General features: G+C 68.1%; 16 protein-coding genes and 2 pseudogenes. 12 read left to right on the forward strand and 6 right to left on the reverse strand.

Going from position 1 to position 14,972, the window contains the following annotated elements; all coding sequences use genetic code 11:
* Positions 1 to 110 precede the first annotated feature (110 nt).
* Positions 111 to 944, forward strand: coding sequence for a GntR family transcriptional regulator (locus IG08_RS0147670; RefSeq protein ID WP_078656030.1), 834 nt, complete (start codon positions 111 to 113; stop codon positions 942 to 944).
* A 264-nt stretch (positions 945 to 1,208) separates the two neighbouring features.
* Here the strand turns inward: IG08_RS0147670 and IG08_RS0147675 are convergent, their stop codons facing one another.
* Complete coding sequence (locus tag IG08_RS0147675) at positions 1,209 to 1,559, reverse strand: cupin domain-containing protein (RefSeq protein ID WP_234343166.1); 351 nt, start codon at positions 1,557 to 1,559, stop codon at positions 1,209 to 1,211.
* 360 nt (positions 1,560 to 1,919) lie between these two features.
* On the opposite strand from IG08_RS0147675, the gene IG08_RS0147680 reads away from it, so the two are divergent.
* Positions 1,920 to 2,753 (forward strand): fumarylacetoacetate hydrolase family protein, encoded by an 834-nt coding sequence (locus tag IG08_RS0147680; protein ID WP_030619272.1) that lies wholly within the window; start codon positions 1,920 to 1,922, stop codon positions 2,751 to 2,753.
* 101 nt (positions 2,754 to 2,854) lie between these two features.
* Here the strand turns inward: IG08_RS0147680 and IG08_RS55150 are convergent.
* Positions 2,855 to 3,143 (reverse strand): annotated as a pseudogene (locus tag IG08_RS55150) (helix-turn-helix domain-containing protein); the annotation flags it as partial.
* Between the two features lie 284 nt (positions 3,144 to 3,427).
* On the opposite strand from IG08_RS55150, the gene IG08_RS0147690 reads away from it, so the two are divergent.
* The 3 genes from IG08_RS0147690 to IG08_RS60425 all read left to right on the forward strand — a co-directional run bounded on the left by IG08_RS0147690 (position 3,428) and on the right by IG08_RS60425 (position 5,419).
* Positions 3,428 to 4,405 carry an aldo/keto reductase gene (locus IG08_RS0147690; RefSeq protein WP_030619275.1) on the forward strand — a complete coding sequence of 326 codons (978 nt, stop codon included), beginning with the start codon at positions 3,428 to 3,430 and terminating at the stop codon, positions 4,403 to 4,405.
* A gap of 56 nt (positions 4,406 to 4,461) precedes the next feature.
* Positions 4,462 to 4,803: a Rossmann-fold NAD(P)-binding domain-containing protein gene (locus tag IG08_RS0147695; RefSeq protein ID WP_030619278.1), complete on the forward strand. Its 342-nt coding sequence runs from the start codon at positions 4,462 to 4,464 to the stop codon at positions 4,801 to 4,803.
* 346 nt (positions 4,804 to 5,149) lie between these two features.
* On the forward strand, positions 5,150 to 5,419 hold the full coding sequence (locus tag IG08_RS60425) for a zinc-binding dehydrogenase (RefSeq protein WP_052425214.1): 270 nt from the start codon (positions 5,150 to 5,152) through the stop codon (positions 5,417 to 5,419).
* Between the two features lie 5 nt (positions 5,420 to 5,424).
* Here the strand turns inward: IG08_RS60425 and IG08_RS0147705 are convergent, their stop codons facing one another.
* Positions 5,425 to 6,291 (reverse strand): helix-turn-helix domain-containing protein, encoded by an 867-nt coding sequence (locus IG08_RS0147705; RefSeq protein ID WP_030619281.1) that lies wholly within the window; start codon positions 6,289 to 6,291, stop codon positions 5,425 to 5,427.
* A 185-nt stretch (positions 6,292 to 6,476) separates the two neighbouring features.
* On the opposite strand from IG08_RS0147705, the gene IG08_RS0147710 reads away from it, so the two are divergent.
* From IG08_RS0147710 to IG08_RS0147725, 4 genes are all read left to right on the forward strand, one after another.
* Positions 6,477 to 6,803 carry a carboxymuconolactone decarboxylase family protein gene (locus IG08_RS0147710; protein WP_030619284.1) on the forward strand — a complete coding sequence of 109 codons (327 nt, stop codon included), beginning with the start codon at positions 6,477 to 6,479 and terminating at the stop codon, positions 6,801 to 6,803.
* Between the two features lie 54 nt (positions 6,804 to 6,857).
* Positions 6,858 to 7,277 (forward strand): (R)-mandelonitrile lyase, encoded by a 420-nt coding sequence (locus IG08_RS0147715; RefSeq protein ID WP_030619286.1) that lies wholly within the window; start codon positions 6,858 to 6,860, stop codon positions 7,275 to 7,277.
* A 25-nt stretch (positions 7,278 to 7,302) separates the two neighbouring features.
* A complete protein-coding gene (locus IG08_RS0147720) occupies positions 7,303 to 8,289 on the forward strand; it encodes a quinone oxidoreductase family protein (protein ID WP_030619288.1) in 987 nt (328 codons plus the stop codon).
* Positions 8,290 to 8,390: 101 nt separating this feature from the next.
* A complete protein-coding gene (locus IG08_RS0147725; RefSeq protein WP_030619290.1) occupies positions 8,391 to 9,425 on the forward strand; it encodes a zinc-dependent alcohol dehydrogenase family protein in 1,035 nt (344 codons plus the stop codon).
* A 125-nt stretch (positions 9,426 to 9,550) separates the two neighbouring features.
* On the opposite strand, the gene IG08_RS0147730 is transcribed toward IG08_RS0147725, so the two are convergent.
* On the reverse strand, positions 9,551 to 10,390 hold the full coding sequence (locus IG08_RS0147730; RefSeq protein ID WP_030619292.1) for a PaaX family transcriptional regulator: 840 nt from the start codon (positions 10,388 to 10,390) through the stop codon (positions 9,551 to 9,553).
* 126 nt (positions 10,391 to 10,516) lie between these two features.
* Positions 10,517 to 11,266 (reverse strand): SDR family oxidoreductase, encoded by a 750-nt coding sequence (locus tag IG08_RS0147735; protein WP_030619294.1) that lies wholly within the window; start codon positions 11,264 to 11,266, stop codon positions 10,517 to 10,519.
* Between the two features lie 102 nt (positions 11,267 to 11,368).
* Here IG08_RS0147735 and IG08_RS0147740 point away from each other — a divergent pair, with 102 nt between their 5' ends.
* On the forward strand, positions 11,369 to 12,202 hold the full coding sequence (locus tag IG08_RS0147740; protein ID WP_106981154.1) for a helix-turn-helix transcriptional regulator: 834 nt from the start codon (positions 11,369 to 11,371) through the stop codon (positions 12,200 to 12,202).
* A 190-nt stretch (positions 12,203 to 12,392) separates the two neighbouring features.
* Here IG08_RS0147740 and IG08_RS55160 read toward each other — a convergent pair whose 3' ends face one another.
* Positions 12,393 to 12,857, reverse strand: a complete 465-nt coding sequence (locus IG08_RS55160; RefSeq protein ID WP_043457052.1) for a nuclear transport factor 2 family protein — start codon at positions 12,855 to 12,857, stop codon at positions 12,393 to 12,395.
* 312 nt (positions 12,858 to 13,169) lie between these two features.
* On the opposite strand from IG08_RS55160, the gene IG08_RS0147750 reads away from it, so the two are divergent.
* Both IG08_RS0147750 and IG08_RS0147755 read left to right on the forward strand, forming a co-directional pair.
* Positions 13,170 to 14,648 (forward strand): flavin-containing monooxygenase, encoded by a 1,479-nt coding sequence (locus IG08_RS0147750; protein WP_030619297.1) that lies wholly within the window; start codon positions 13,170 to 13,172, stop codon positions 14,646 to 14,648.
* A gap of 84 nt (positions 14,649 to 14,732) precedes the next feature.
* A pseudogene (locus IG08_RS0147755) lies at positions 14,733 to 14,972 on the forward strand (acyl-CoA dehydrogenase family protein); the annotation flags it as partial.

The following is a 14,972-nucleotide window of genomic DNA, read 5'->3' on the forward strand; positions in this document are numbered from 1 at the left end:
GTCAGCTGAGAGCCTCTAAGCGCATGGCTTCCCTGCCAATCAGGGACTGGAGTAATGTACGTACATTAGCTCTCTAAATGTACGTACAGCAAGAGCGAGGGAAGAGGATCATGGCGGGCACCGACTCCGAACACGGATCGACCACCCCGAAGCGCGCCCTCCCCGGGGGGAAGGGGATGCCGCTGTGGCAGCGGGTGCAGGACGATCTGCGGATGCGCCTGGAGGGCGGCGAGTTCACCGGCTCCTTCCCCGGCGAGCACGAGTTGGGAGCGCAGTACGGCGTCAGCAGACACACCGTCCGCGAGGCGCTGCGCGAGCTGAGGAAGCAGGGTCTGGTGACAGCCGGGCGCGGGCGGCAGCCCCGCCCGTCCGAGGAGGCGTTCGTCGAACAGCCCCTCGGCGCTCTCTACAGCCTGTTCGCCTCCGTCGAGGCCGCCGGGCTGGAGCAGCGCAGCGTCGTACGCATTCTCGATGTCCGCGCAGACGCGCACGTCGCGGTCCGGCTGGGCCTGGAGGAGTCGACACCGCTGCTGTACCTCGAACGCCTGCGGCTGGCCGACGGGGAACCGCTGGCCCACGACCGGGTCTGGCTGCCCGCCCAGGACGCCCGCCCACTGCTCGACGCCGACTTCGGCCACACCGCGCTCTACGACGAACTCGCCCGCAGATGCGGCCTCCGCCTCACCGGCGGACAGGAGCGCATCAGGGCGGTCGTCCCCACCGCGGCGGAACGGCGGCTGCTCGACCTCCCGCAGGACATCGCTGCCTTCTCCATCGAACGCCTCGGTCTCGCGTCAGGCCGTGCCGTGGAATGGCGTACGACTCTCATCCGCGGCGACCGGTTCAGCGCCACGGCCCAGTTCGACGCCCGTGCCGGCTACTCCCTCGATCTCGCACCGACCCCGGTCCGACTCGAGCACTGGAGTACGCGCGAACTCGTCTGAGAACCCAACCGCCGGCGCCGGCTCAGCCGTTGCCGCGGAGTTGCCCGACGATGGTGCCGTCACCGTCGTCGACTTGTGTGACCCCGAGGGGTGCACGGCTGGTCGGAGCAGCCGTGCACCCCTTTATCTCAAAGCGCTGGGCACACTCGCTCCGGTAGCGACCGGAACCTGGGCTGAGCGGTCGGCGCGTTGCTCGCCGGTCTGTCCGCGGTGGGTGCCGCGTGCCGGGTCGTGGCGTTCCCGGACGCCTCTACTCGGTCGGGGTCACGAGTGGGGAAAGCCGTCAAGATCCGCGTCATCGACGTCGGGCAGGTTGACCACGACGTTGTCAGGGGTACGGGTGGTCATCCAGACGAGCTGGGTCGATGTACTCATATTGACCTCGATGTGCGGCATGTGCGGCGGCACGAAGACGAAGTCGCCCTCATAGAGGTCCACAAACTCGCGGAATCCCTCGCCGAAGTAGATCCTGGCGTGCCCGGTGAGGACGTAGCCCCCGGTCTCGGCCTCGCCGTGATGGTGCGGGAGGGAGCGATAGCCGGGCTCGTTGGAGACCTTTCCGAACCAGATCCGGGTTGCGGGGGTGTGCTGGGGGCTCACTCCGGAGATACGCATCGCTCCGCCCGACTGGGCCGTTTCCCTGTGCTCATGTCCCGAACGAGTGACGACAGGTCGAACTTCTGATGCCATTTGAGCACTCCACTCCAGGTAGGTCATTTCTTTTTTGCGACGACCGTCATAAAATCAATATACATAGGCGACCTGAGGGGACCCCGTGCTCGCCCCGCGCATCAATCCTCCGGAAGACAGCCGGAAGACAGTGGGACCGGCCTCCGGCAACGGGACGCCTTGATCGAGAACACTGCCGCCGCGCAGGCGCCCCAAGAGGGGTGATCAAGGCGCGACCCCTCAGGCCGCCCGCACCCGACCGCGCCGCGTTGCGCCAGTCCCTCACCACCCGAGCCAAGGAGAGCCATGCGCTTCGTCTCTTATCTGTACGACGGCCGTCGGCGAGCGGGAGCCGTCATCGACGGCTGTGTCGTGCCGCTGGCAGACGTGACTGAACTGGGACGTCAGACCCCTCTGGAAGTGTTGAGCGCTCCCGACCTCCGGTACGGCGAGCGTGTCCCGCTGGAAGAAGTGCGGCTCCGCCCGGTCGTGCCGGAACCCCAGAAGATCATCTGCGTGGGGCTGAACTACCGCGCCCACGTGATCGAAACCGAGCGTGAGCTGCCCACGTATCCCGTCCTCTTCTCCAAGTTCCCGACGAGCCTCATCGGCCCGAACGACCCGATCGTCGTCCCTCCGGAAACCCGGCAGGTCGACTACGAGGCCGAGTTGGCGGTTGTCATCGGCGCACCGGCCCGACGGGTGCCGAAGGAAGAGGCGCGCACCGTCATCGCCGGATACACCATCGCCAACGACGTGAGCATGCGCGACTACCAGTACAAGACCCATCAGTGGCTCCAGGGGAAGGCCTGGGACTCCTCCACCCCGCTGGGCCCGGAACTGGTGACTGAAGACGAGATCGGCGACCAGGTCGGCAAACTCGGGATCAGTCTCACGCTGAACGGCGAGGTTCTGCAGTCCTCCGACACTTCGATGATGATCTTCGACATACCTACGCTGATCAGCACCATCTCGGAGTTCACCACCCTGCTGCCAGGCGACGTCATCCTCACCGGCACTCCCGACGGAGTGGGTTCCCGTCGCACCCCGCAGGTGTTCCTCACCCCTGGTGACCGGGTGTCGGTGAAGATCGACGGAATCGGCGAACTCGCCGGCGAAATACGCTCGGAAGGTGAATGACGACCGGACTTGTCGGTCACGCCCCCGGTGCGCCCAGGTCCAGGCGCCCCGCGATGGCCGCCGCGATCCGGCACAACCACAAGACCGGCCGGCCCGTCACGCGGTCCTTGCTCGGGCGCGTAGCGGGCGGCACGGACCGCCCAGGTCGCGCAGGTGCTGGTGCTCGGCGTCGTCGAGCTGCAGGACTCGGCCAAGGGCTTCTATGACGGCGGGGCTGGGACGGGGCTCCTTGCCGCGCTCCAGGCGGGTGTAGTAGTCGATGCTCACCCCGGCAACGGTGGCCAGCTCCTCGCGGCGCAGGCCGGGAGTGCGGCGGACACCCGGCCCGGGGGTCAGGCCGACTGCCTGGAGACTGGTCCGGGTACGACGGGCGCACAGGAAACGCCCCAGTTCGTCGCCGCTGGTGTGCTGCTCGGTGCCATGACGCCAGCTTCTCTCCGACCGTGCGGTGACACGCGGGGGTATGACAGGGAGGCCCTGTCATACCCCCGCTGGCCGGACCCCCGCACATCTCGGCCTGCCTGTCACCGGCATATGGAGGCAGGGTGGACAACGCCGCAGCAGACCCGCATGGGGCATCGGCAAAGAGGTGGTCGCCATCCACCGGGGTACTGCTGCATGGGCCCGGGGCGCCGCGAGCGTCCGACGCGAGAAACGATGAAAGGTGGCACGCGATGCAGCACATCAAGCTGGGTGAGCTGGAGGTTTCCCGGATCGGTCTGGGCGCGATGGGCATGTCCCACGGATACACCGGGGCCGGAACCGACGACGCGGAGTCCATCCGGACCATTCACCGCGCGCTGGAGCTGGGCGTCACCCTGATCGACACCGCCGAGATCTACGGCCCCTATGCCAACGAAGAACTCGTGGGGCGGGCCCTGCAGGGCCGCCGCGACCAGGCGGTACTGGCGACAAAATTCGGCCTCGTCTCCCACGCCGGCGCGGGCGCGTGGAATCTCGACTCCAGCCCGGCCAACATCCGCACCGCCGTCGAGGGCTCCCTGAAGCGGCTGGGCACCGACCACATCGACCTGTACTACCAGCACCGTGTCGACCCGAACACCCCGATCGAGGAGACCGCCGGGGCAGTAGCCGAGCTTGTGGCGGAGGGCAAGGTCCGCTTCTTCGGCCTGTCCGAGGCCGGGCCGGACACCATCCGCCGCGCCCACGGCGTCCACCCCGTGGCCGCCGTCCAGTCGGAGTACTCGCTGTGGACCCGGGGCCTGGAGGAGCGTGTTCTGCCGGTCCTGCGTGAGCTGGGCATCGGTCTGGTGCCCTTCTCCCCGCTCGGTCACGGCTTCCTCACCGGCGCGGTCCGCGACGAGAGCCAGTTCGAAGAGGGCGACTTCCGTCGCGGCAACCCGCGTTTCACCGGCGAGAACTTCCGGCGCAATCTGACACTCGCCGACGAGGTGCAGGCCATCGCCGCCGAGGTGGGCGCCACCCCGGCGCAGGTCGCGTTGGCCTGGCTGCTGGCCCAGGGAGAGGACATCGCCCCCATTCCCGGCACCAGGCGCGTGGCCCGGGTCGAGGAGAACACCGCCGCCGCCGACATCGATCTGACCCCGGGAGTGCTCGACAGGCTCTCCAGCCTGCCCCCAGCCGCCGGGGAGACCCACCCGGAGGGTGCCCGCCAGATGCTCGAACGCTGAGGCACCTCCACCCACGACCACACGCATCCGCAAGGGCGCTGACATGCAGACCGGACGTGGACGCCGTCTACCGGAAGAAGTACGGCCTGTGCACCAGCATCGTCGAACACGTCCTGACCGGCAGTGCCCGCGTCGCCGACCTCATGGACGTCTACGACGGCAACCCCGCCCACGCCTTCCAGGCCATGCTCGACCCGGCCAACGGCCTGGCTCCCGGCGACCCGCAGCGCATGGCCGCGCGCATCATCGAATCCGTCGACACCGAACCGGCGCCCCTGCGGATGATGCTCGGCTCGCAGGCCCTGGACTCCACCCTCGGAGTACTGCGCAAGCGGACCGACGCCTTCGAGGCCCAGCGCGACCTCGCGGCCTCCACGGACTTCCCGGCCGGACAGTGACCGCGCGACGGGGTGGGCAACGAGCTGGAGCGCGCACGCACGCCCCCGTTGGTGCCCGGCCGTGAAATCGTCGGCACCGTGACCGAAGTGGGCGAGAACGTCACCGACGTATCAGGTCCGCGACCGGGTCGGCATCAGATGGGCACACCCTGGTCTTCGGCAACCCGACCGGGACGGGACGATCACCCAGGGCGGCTGCTCCCGGACGATCGTCGCCAACGAGGACTTCGTCCTGCGTACCCGAGACCCTCGACCCGGCTGCCGCGGCACCTCTGCTGCGTGCGGGCATAACCGTGGAGGCCCCGCTCAAGCGCTGGGGCGCGGCCCCGGCAAGCGCGTCGCGATCGTGGGCCTGGGCAGTCTCGGCCATCTGGGTGTCAAGATCGCCAAGTCGATGGAGGCCGAGGTCACCGTACTGTCGCGGTCCGAGCCCAAGCGGGAAGCCGCCCTCGCGCTGGGCGCGGACGCCTACGTCTCCACCGCCGAGGACTCCGCGTTCACCACGTGCGTTCCGACGTGCGCCACCGCTTCGTCATCGACGCCGGCGCTGCCAGGGCAGGAGACCTACGACTCCGTCCAAAACGAAGTGGGTCATGCGAGGGCGTCCCGGTCATGATGCGGTCAGTCGGCCGGTCCGGTGGGCTGGTGTTGGGCGGCGGCCCACGAGGCGAGGATGCGCAGGCGGTCGTGGGTGGGAGTACCGACTTCGGCAGTCCACACGACCAGTTGCTGGTCGGGGTCGGTGCTGGCGGTCAGGGTGTCCCAGTCGAGGGAGAGTTCCCCGGCGACGGGATGGGCGAGGACTTTGGTGCCCACGCTCAACGTGGCGACGTGGTGGGCGGCCCACCACGTGCGGAAGTCCCCGTCCTGGACGGAGAGCTCCCCGACCAGGGAGGCCAGCCGTGGATCGTCCGGATACTTTGCCGCCTCCATACGAAATTGCGCGACGCAGGTACGGGCCACGCTTTTCCAGTCCGCATAAAGGGTTCGCATCGCCGGGTCGGTGAAAAGGATGCGCACGTAGTTGCGATGCTTTTCCGGAATAGTGCCGAAGTCGGTGATGAGGGCCGCCGCAAGAGGGTTCCAGGCAATGACGTCCATCCGGTGGCCCATGACGATCGCAGGGGTGGAGGTGAGGTCGTCCAGAACCCGGCGCAGCTGTGGCTGGACCTTCTGCGAGGCGCGACGGCGGGGCCTGGCGGTCTCCTTCCCTGCCAGGCCGAAGAGGTAGCGGCGGTGGTCGTCGTCCAGGTGCAGCGCCTCGGCCAGCGCCTGCAGAACGGGCGCTGAGGCGGGCATGCGGCCCTGCTCCAGCCGGGTGTAGTAATCCGTGGAGATCGCCGCGAGCTGGGCGACCTCCTCCCTGCGGAGCCCGGCCACCCGGCGCGGCCCGGAACTGTCGGGCAGGCCCACGGCGCGAGGGCTCAGCTCAGCCCGGCGGGCCTTGAGGAACTCGCCCAGCTCGTTGAGGTGCGGTGTCGGACTCATACCTCCAGTGTGACAGCGGATCCGCTCACACTGAGGGGGAGAAAACTCTCCCAGGATGTTTTCCTCCCAGGATGTAACTCTCCTCTGCACGGGGGTGCGCCCGCGTGCAAGCCTCGAGTGCAGAACGGCAAGAAGAGCAATCGGAACCGGCCGGTCGAAGGATCATTATGGAAGGAAATGCGTTCATGACCGAAAAGGAATCACCGGCGCAAAAGGCTCTGGGCGATGTGGCGCCGAAAATGGTGGAGCTGACCGACGAGGTCCTTTTCGGGGACGTGTGGAAGCGTCCCGGGCTTTCTCCGCGGGACCGCAGTCTGGTCACGGTCACGGCGCTGGCCGCCCTGTACCGGGGTGAGCAGCTCACCTTCCATCTGCGGCTGGCCCTGGACAACGGGCTGAGCCGCGAAGAGCTGGCCGAGGCGCTGACGCACCTGGCCTTCTACGCGGGCTGGCCCAACGCCATGGATGCCCTCACCCGCCTCAAGGACATCACTGCCCCTGCCGCGGCCTGAGTCGGGCCCACCCCTGTACCCCCCCCTTTACGGTCGTACGAGAGGAACAGCGAGATGGAGTTCGTCAAGCCCCAGCCCACCGGCAAGGGCCCCAAGGACTGGTTCAACGGTGACGTCTGGTTCGACGTCATCCACGCAGGCCAAGAGCCCTCCCGGCTCCGGGCCAACATGGTGCGCTTCGCACCGGGTGCCCACACCGCCTGGCACCACCACGCCGTCGGCCAGACCCTGCACGTCGTGGCCGGTATCGCCCTGATCGGCACCCGCGACGGCACCGTCTTCGAAGCCCACCCCGGCCAGACTGTGACCTGTCCGCCCGGCGAGGAGCACTGGCACGGCGCCACCGAGGACCGCTTCATGCAGCACCTCGCCCTGTGGGACGGCACCGCCCCCGACGACGACCGGCCCGAGACGACCTGGCTGGAGCACGTCACCGACGAGCAGTACCGCGCCCCCCGCACCCGCAATCACTGACCCGTACGCGAAGGGAAACCCGCTCATGCCCGCCACGATGACCGCCCTGTTCGGCGGCACCGGACCCGACTGGACGCCGCGCCAGGTCTCCGTCCCCGAACCGGGCCCGGGGCAGGTCGTGGTACGCGCCCGCGCGGTGGCCCTCAACAACGCCGACGCCTCCATGCTGGCCGCTGCCGACCCCACATCCGGCGGCACGGGCAAGGAGTACCAGGCCGGCTACGAATTCGCCGGTGAGGTCACCGCCGTCGGCAACGGAGTCCAGGCACCCGCGGTGGGCAGCCGGGTGATGGGCACGACACCGGGCAGCTTCGCCCAGTACGTCCTGGCCGACCACCGGCACATCCTGCCCGTCCCCGACGAACTCGGGTACAAGCAGGCATGCGCACTGCCCACCGGCATGCTCACCGAACACGGAGCCCTCACCGTGGCCGGTTTCCGGGCCGGGCAGTCGGTGCTGGTCACCGGAGCCACCTCCAGCATCGCCCTGATCGGTGTGCAGATCGCCCGCGCCCTGGGCGCGAGCCAGATCATCGCCACCACTCGCAGTGCCACCAAAGACGGCCTGCTGGAGCAGGCCGGGGCGGACACCGTCGTGGTCACCGGCGAGCAGGACCTGACCCAGGCCGTGCTCGCCGCCACCGGCGGCGAAGGCGTGGACGTCGTCCTGGACCACGTCGGCGGCCAGACCTTCGCCGCCTGCCTGCCCGCCACCCGCACCGACGGCGCCGTCATCAACATCGGCCGCCTGGACCGGGCCGCCTCCACCATCGACCTCGACGCCCTCTCCTACCGCCACCTCCGCGTCCGCGGAGTGTCCTTCGGCTTCACACGACCTGCCGAACTCGGCGCCGTCATCGCCACAGCCGGCCAGGCGCTGCTGCCCGCCGTCGCCGACGGCCGGGTACGCCCCCTGATCGACACCACTCTGTCCTTCGACACCGCCGCCGAGGCCGCCGAACGCCTCCGCTCCCACGAGGCCCACGGAAAGATCATCCTCACCGTCCCCTGAACGCCGGTCAGCAGCAGCCCCTGCGACGGCCGCGTCCGCTGTCCCGGCACCCACCTGACAGCCCGACGTCAACCCACAGCAACGAAAGCGAGTTGTCCCTCATGCGGGCCACCTACATGTACGAAGCCGGCGACGTACGCGTCCAGGACGCACCCGATCCGGTCATCGAGCAGCCCACCGACGCGATTGTGCGTGTCGTCCGCTCCTGCGTGTGCGGCAGCGACCTGCACCCCTACCACACCATGTCGGCATCCGGCGGGCCCGTTCCCATGGGCCACGAGTTCCTCGGCACGGTCGAGGAACTCGGTTCGGAGGTCTCCGGTCTGAAGCGCGGCGACCTGGTGGTGGCGCCGTTCGCGTTCGCCGACAACACCTGCGAGTTCTGCCGCGAGGGCCTGCACACCTCTTGCCCCAACGGCGGCTTCTTCGCCGCCGGCATCGGCGGAGCCCAGGCCGAGGCAGTCCGTGTCCCTCAGGCCCAGGGCACTCTGGTCAAGCTCCCGGGCGACGTCGACGAGAAGCTGCTGCCGTCCTTGCTGACGCTGGCCGACGTGTACGGCACCGGCTACCACGCCGCCCACCAGGCCCGCGTCAAGCCCGGCGACTCCGTCACCGTCATCGGCGACGGCGCCGTCGGCCTGCTCGCGGTGCTGTCGGCCAAGCAGCTCGGAGCCGAGCGGATCATCCTCATGGGCCGGCACAAGGACCGCACCGATCTCGGACGCTACTTCGGGGCCACCGACGTTGTCGCCGAACGCGGCGAGGAGGGCATCGCCAAGGTCCGCGACCTGACCGGAGGCCACGGCACCCGCGCCGTCCTCGAAGCCGTCGGCCACATGCCCGCCTACGAGATGGCCGTCGGCGCCGTCCGCCCCGGCGGTGTCATCAGCCGCGTCGGCGTCCCCCAGTACGAAGACGCCCCCGTCGGCTTCGGCACCCTCTTCGGCCCCAACGTCACCCTCACCGGCGGCCCGGCTCCCGTACGCGCCTACATCGACCAGCTCCTGCCCGATGTTCTGAACGGCACTGTCGAGCCGGGGCGCGTCTTCGACCGCACCCTCACCCTTGAGCAGACTCCCGAGGGCTACCGCGCCATGGACCAGCGCCAGGCCCTGAAGGTCCTCGTCACTCCCTGAGCAACGGACGACCGGCTCCTCATGCGGTCGGTACGCAGTCCCACCGCGGAACCCGCACGCGCAGCGCTTCCCTGCAGCGCTCCGTGCGGGTTCAGTGCTGTTCCTTTCAGCTGTGCCGAGCGGAACTACCGTGGCGCCGCGCGGGAGAAGCCGCTCGGCACACCTTCGACGTGACGCCGACTGGGTTCGGCGAGGAGTCCGTCCAGTTCGAGGAAGACGCGGCGGGCCACGGCCCCCGTCCAGTCATCGGGGAGCAGTTTGGCCGGGAGCCCCGGGTCGAGGTACCGCAGCCGACGCCATCGCGTCAGCATGGGCACGTAGAAGCGGAAGGCCTGCGCCGGGTCCGGGCGCCCCTGCCCCCTGAGCTCGTCGAGGACCGGCCGGTAGGCATTGGCGAAGGCAGCGTACTGCTCCCCGATGGCCGGCATGTCCCACCAGTCGGTGGTGACGACCCGCAGATCGCCGAACGCGGCGTAGTCGGCGGTGAAGAGGTGGACGTACTCGCTCAGGTCCAGGCGTTGGAGGATGCGCCTGGTGCCCTCCAGGCGCTGGGCGGGGGCCAGCCAGGCGTCCGGCGCGATGCTGCCGAAGCCCAGTTCCAGCAGGCGTGAGCGCAGCCGGCCGCGCCGGGCGCCCTGGGACTGGGACATCGAGGACACCGCCATCACCCAGCCGTCCTCAAGCCTGGCGGGAGCGTCATGGCCGAAGATCCGCCGGTCGCCTTCCTCGAAGATCGGGTCCATGACCGGGCTCAGCCGGTAGCCCGTGTCTTGTCGTTGTTCCTCGACCAGGACATCGCGTTTCCTCAGCCGGGTCACCGCCTGGTGCACGGCGGTGCTCTCGATGTCGAGCTCGGCCATCAACGTGATGAGGTCGGTGACGGCCATCCAGCCCCCGAGGTGACGGACGCAGGTGCCGTAGAAGGTGGTGATCACAGAGCTGGGCCGGATCGTACTCGTCGACATGGTCGCCTCCTCTTCGTCCTGCGGTGATCCCGAGTGGTTGATCCCGGAAGTCCTTCGAGAGCCGGCGCCGGAGCCGACCGTGTCCCAGCCCGCCGATCAGCAACCGCGGTCAGCGGTCATCTGCGGTCACCAGGGAGCGGTGGCGTTCTCGTCGGGCTCGTTTCCGAAGAGGGCGCCCCAGTATCCGCCGGTCGGTCCGTCGGCCGGCAGGGTGGCCAGTGCGACGCCGACCGAGGCTCCCTGGGCGGCCGTCCGCACGCCGGAGTAGCCGTTCAGGTCGGTCGAGCAGTAGCCCGGGATCGCGGCATTGACCTTGACGGGGGTGTCCCACAGCTCCTTCGCGTACATCGCGGTGACCATGTTGAGCGCGGTCTTGGACGCCGGGTAGGCCAGGTCGACCAGTTGGACAAGCGGGCTCTGCCGGTCGGTCATCGCCGTGAGCGACCCGACCTCGCTGGAGAGGTTGACGATACGAGCGGCCTCGGCGGCGCGCAGCAGCGGCAGAAACGCATTCGTCACCGCCACCACGGAGAACACGTTCGTGTCGAACAGCCGATGCATCACCTGCCTACTGGTCTCGCTCGGCTTCGCGCCTTCCGCGGCGGCCACGATGCCCGCGTTGTTGACCAGGACGTCGAGGTGCCCGTACTGGTCGGCCACCCACTCGGCGGCCCGCTGGACGGAGGCGTCGTCGGTCACGTCGAGCTGCACGAACCGGGCATCCACACCGCCCTCGCGCAGTGACTCCTCGGCCTTCCGCCCCAGCGACTCGTCGCGTGCCCCGACCAGCACGGTCATCCCGCGCTCGCCGAGAAGCCGCGCGGTCTCGTAGCCGATTCCCTTGTTCGCACCCGTGATCAGAGCGATGTGTGTCATGCCGCGATCGTGCACCGTGCCGCCGAGCGGCGGCAGAGACCTGTCGGGGCTGGTACCAGCTGTACCACCCAGGAGCGGCGCACACGGTGGCAGACTCGACATGTGATACCACGCGAGGAACTGGCGGCGTACCTACGGGCGCGGAGGGCGCGGCTGCGGCCGAGTGATGTGGGCCTGCCCGACAGCGCCCGACGCCGTACGCCCGGGCTACGCCGGCAGGACGTGGCGCAGCTCGCCGGTATATCGATCGACTACTACATCCGCCTGGAGCAGGGGCGCGGTTCCAACCCCTCCCGGCAGGTGCTCTCCGCTCTGTCCAGGGCACTGCTGCTCACCGCGGACGAGCGCGAGTACCTGTTCCGGGTGGCCGGAGAGAACCCTCCCGCGGTCTGCGGCCCGACCCGCGAGCTGCCGCCGGCGATCGAGTACGTGCTCGCCGGCATGCCGGAAGTGCCGGCCTACGTGGTCGACGCGAAGTACGACGTCCTGGCGTGGAACCATCTCGCGACCTACTTCCTCGGCGATCTGACGTCGGTCCCGGAGCACGGGCGCAACATGGCCCGCTGGATGTTCGGCCATCCGGCCGACGACCCGAACTGGCACGACGAGGCCTCGGTCGAGTTCGCCCGCTCCACCGTCGCCGATCTGCGGGCGGCCTACGCCCGCTACCCCGGCGATGCGGGCATCGAGGGGCTGGTCACCGAGTTGCTCGGTCTCTCGGAGCGCTTCGCCGAGATGTGGGCCGCCCACGATGTCGTAGTGCGACGCAAGATCATCAAGAAGTTGCACTCGCCGACGAACGGGTGGATGGAGTGCGAGTGTCAGGTGCTGCAGATCTCCGAGACCGGGCAGCGCATCATCATCTACTACGCCGAGCCGGGCTCGCCCGCTCGCGAGATGTTCCGCGATCTCGCCGCGGCTCAGTCCACCGCATGAGTGTGCCGGGCGGCTTCACGGCACTGGCAGGGAAGAGCGCGTAGCGAAAAGCGTGCCACGTGGGGGAATTCCGTGGTTGCCACGCCTCGGCAATCCGTGAACTGCGCATTGGGCGGGGAATTCTCCCGCGGAATCGCAGCCGATACGAGGAAGGCCGAGGCCCGGCAAGGATTCTTCTTCGGCAGTCCCGCTACTTCTGGTCCTTGGGCAGGGCCATGCCTTCGATGGCTGCGACGATCTTCGGCACGGTCCCTTCGGCGACCGCGCGAGTGACGTCGTTGTGGTAGTCGCGCGAGCGCACGATCTTTCCATCGCGGCATTCGACGACGATGATGTTGCGATTCGAGACCGAGGCGTCCTCGATGCGCGAAACGTACGTCCATTCGGCTATCACCGTGTTCGGATCCACCGTCTCGTGGATCACGAGATCGCGAACCTCGATGTCGGCGTACATACGCGAGGGCTTGTCTCGCTGGGCCTCCTGTGCCGCCTTCATTCCGGCCACGAGGCTCGCCTTGTCGGGGATCACGAACCGCTCGGGAAGCCCGAACTCGATCGAGAGCTCGACGTCGTCCGCGTACAGCTCGAGCGCCGCCTCCATCTCACCGGCACTGAAGCGCTCGATCAGCGCCGACACGGTCTCGGTCGGGGTCATGGTCGTCTCACTTGCCTCGGGCACGGCTGCCTCCCATAGCTGATAACTCTTACGACCGTCACCGCAAGAGTACACACCTGCGCTCGACACGCGACCGGTTGACGCACACCTGGACGGCCACGTGTGCGATCCGAATCATGCAGGTGAGGCGGTAGTTGGCGACAGGCTGTGCTTTTTTGCGCGGCTTAACCCACCGGAAACACGCCGCTGCGATGCTCATCGCAACATCGCAGTTTCATGACGGCCGTAATAGAACTGTACTGGCCGTGAGAGCGTGTGGGAGTGCGCTCGGCCGAGCGAGAGGGTGGGATCGTGAACGAGATCGTGGGCGGAGTCCGTCGTACGAAGGTGCTCATCGTCGGGTCCGGAGGGAACGGGATCTCCGCGGCGGTACTGCTGAAGCAGGCGGGGATCGAGGACTTCGTGATCATCACGAAGCACAACGACTTCGGGGGTGTGTGGCACCAGAACACGTACCCGGGGTGTGGGGTGGACGGGGCGATCTCCATCTACCAGTTCAGCTTCGCCATCAACCCGGAATGGTCGACCCTGTTCGCGAAACAACCCGAAGTGGCGGCCTATCTGCGGAAGGTCGCGGCCGACCACGATCTCTACGCACGCACGCGTTTCGGGACCGAGATGCTGGGCGCGGAATGGCTGGAGGACTCCGCGTGCTGGTCGGTGTCGACGACGGGTGGTACGTACCACGCTGATGCCCTGGTTCTTGTGACCGGTTTTCTGGAGGAGCCGGTCTTCCCGAAGATTCCCGGTGTGGATTCCTTCGAGGGGCGGATCTTCCATTCGTCGATGTGGCCGGAGGGCTACACCGGCGAGGGCGACCGGATCGCTGTCGTCGGCACCGGATCGTCAGCCCTGCAGATCGTGCCGTCGATGCAGAAGGCGGCGCGGCAGGTCACGGTGTTCCAGCGCACCCCGGCCTGGATCCTGCCCAAGAACGACCGCGTCTTCACCGCGGAGGACATGGCGTCCTTCCGTGAATCGCCCGAGATACTCCTGCAACAGCGACAGGAGATCTTCGAGTACGCGGAGCGCATGTGGGAGAACGCGTTCCTGATGAAGGATCCTGCGGAGTCCCAGAAGTTCGAGGACATGGCTCGCGCGTACCTGGAGGAGCAGGTACCCGACCCGGAGCTGCGTCGGATGCTGACGCCTGATCACCAGTTCGCCTGCAAGCGGCCGGGCGCGAGCGACGACTACTACGCGGCGTTGCAGGAGGAGAACGTCGAGCTGGTGGCGGAAGGGACCGCGGAGATCGGTGCGGGGTCCATCCGGTCCACCGGCGGGCGCGAGTTCGAAGTGGACACGATCGTCCTCGCCACGGGTTTCCTCTACGGCGGTCACGTCCTGCACAAGATAAAGCGGCGTGACGGCAGGACGGTGGGCGAGGTTCAGCAGGGTCATCCGCGGGCGTACAAGTCCGTGGAGGTCTCCGGCTGTCCCAACCTCTTCCTGATCGGCGGCGCCGGGCCCAACGGCCAGAACTGGAACGGTCTTGCCTGCGGGGAGGTCGTGGGGGCGTACCTGGTCAAGGTGCTCCAGTACATGGAGGAGCACGGGATCCGCGCGGTCGAGGTCCACGAGAGCGCCGAGACCGAATGGAAGCGCCGGACCGACGAGATCCTCGCGCACGGTCCGACCGTGGCCGGCGGGTGCGTGAACTACTCGCAGGACGACACCGGTCACAACAAGGCCGCCTACCCCGGAAACCAGAGGGAAATGGAAGCGGCCCTGAGCAAGTTCGAGACCGCGGTCCACCACGTCATCGCTTAGGACCTGACCGCAGCGACCCCCCGCTTCGCAACGCGAGGCATGTGAGCCGGTTGCCGTGTGCGTACTACTTGAAGGAGTCAGAGGATGAGTATCGTTTTGGACCGTCCGTCGGCCACGACGGCGGATCGTGAACTGCGTGCCGAACTGATGGAACGAGCCTCCAAGCTCGTTCCCCTGCTCGCCGCGAACGCGGAACGCACCGACGTCGAACGACGGGTGCCGGAGGAGAACATCACCGCACTGCGCGAGGCCGGACTGCTGTCCCTGCTGCGGCCCAAGCGCTTCGGCGGACTGCAGACCGACATCCGCACCTCCCTGGAAATA

This window comes from Streptomyces fulvoviolaceus (genome assembly GCF_000718165.1).
GTDB classification, from domain to species: domain Bacteria; phylum Actinomycetota; class Actinomycetes; order Streptomycetales; family Streptomycetaceae; genus Streptomyces; species Streptomyces fulvoviolaceus.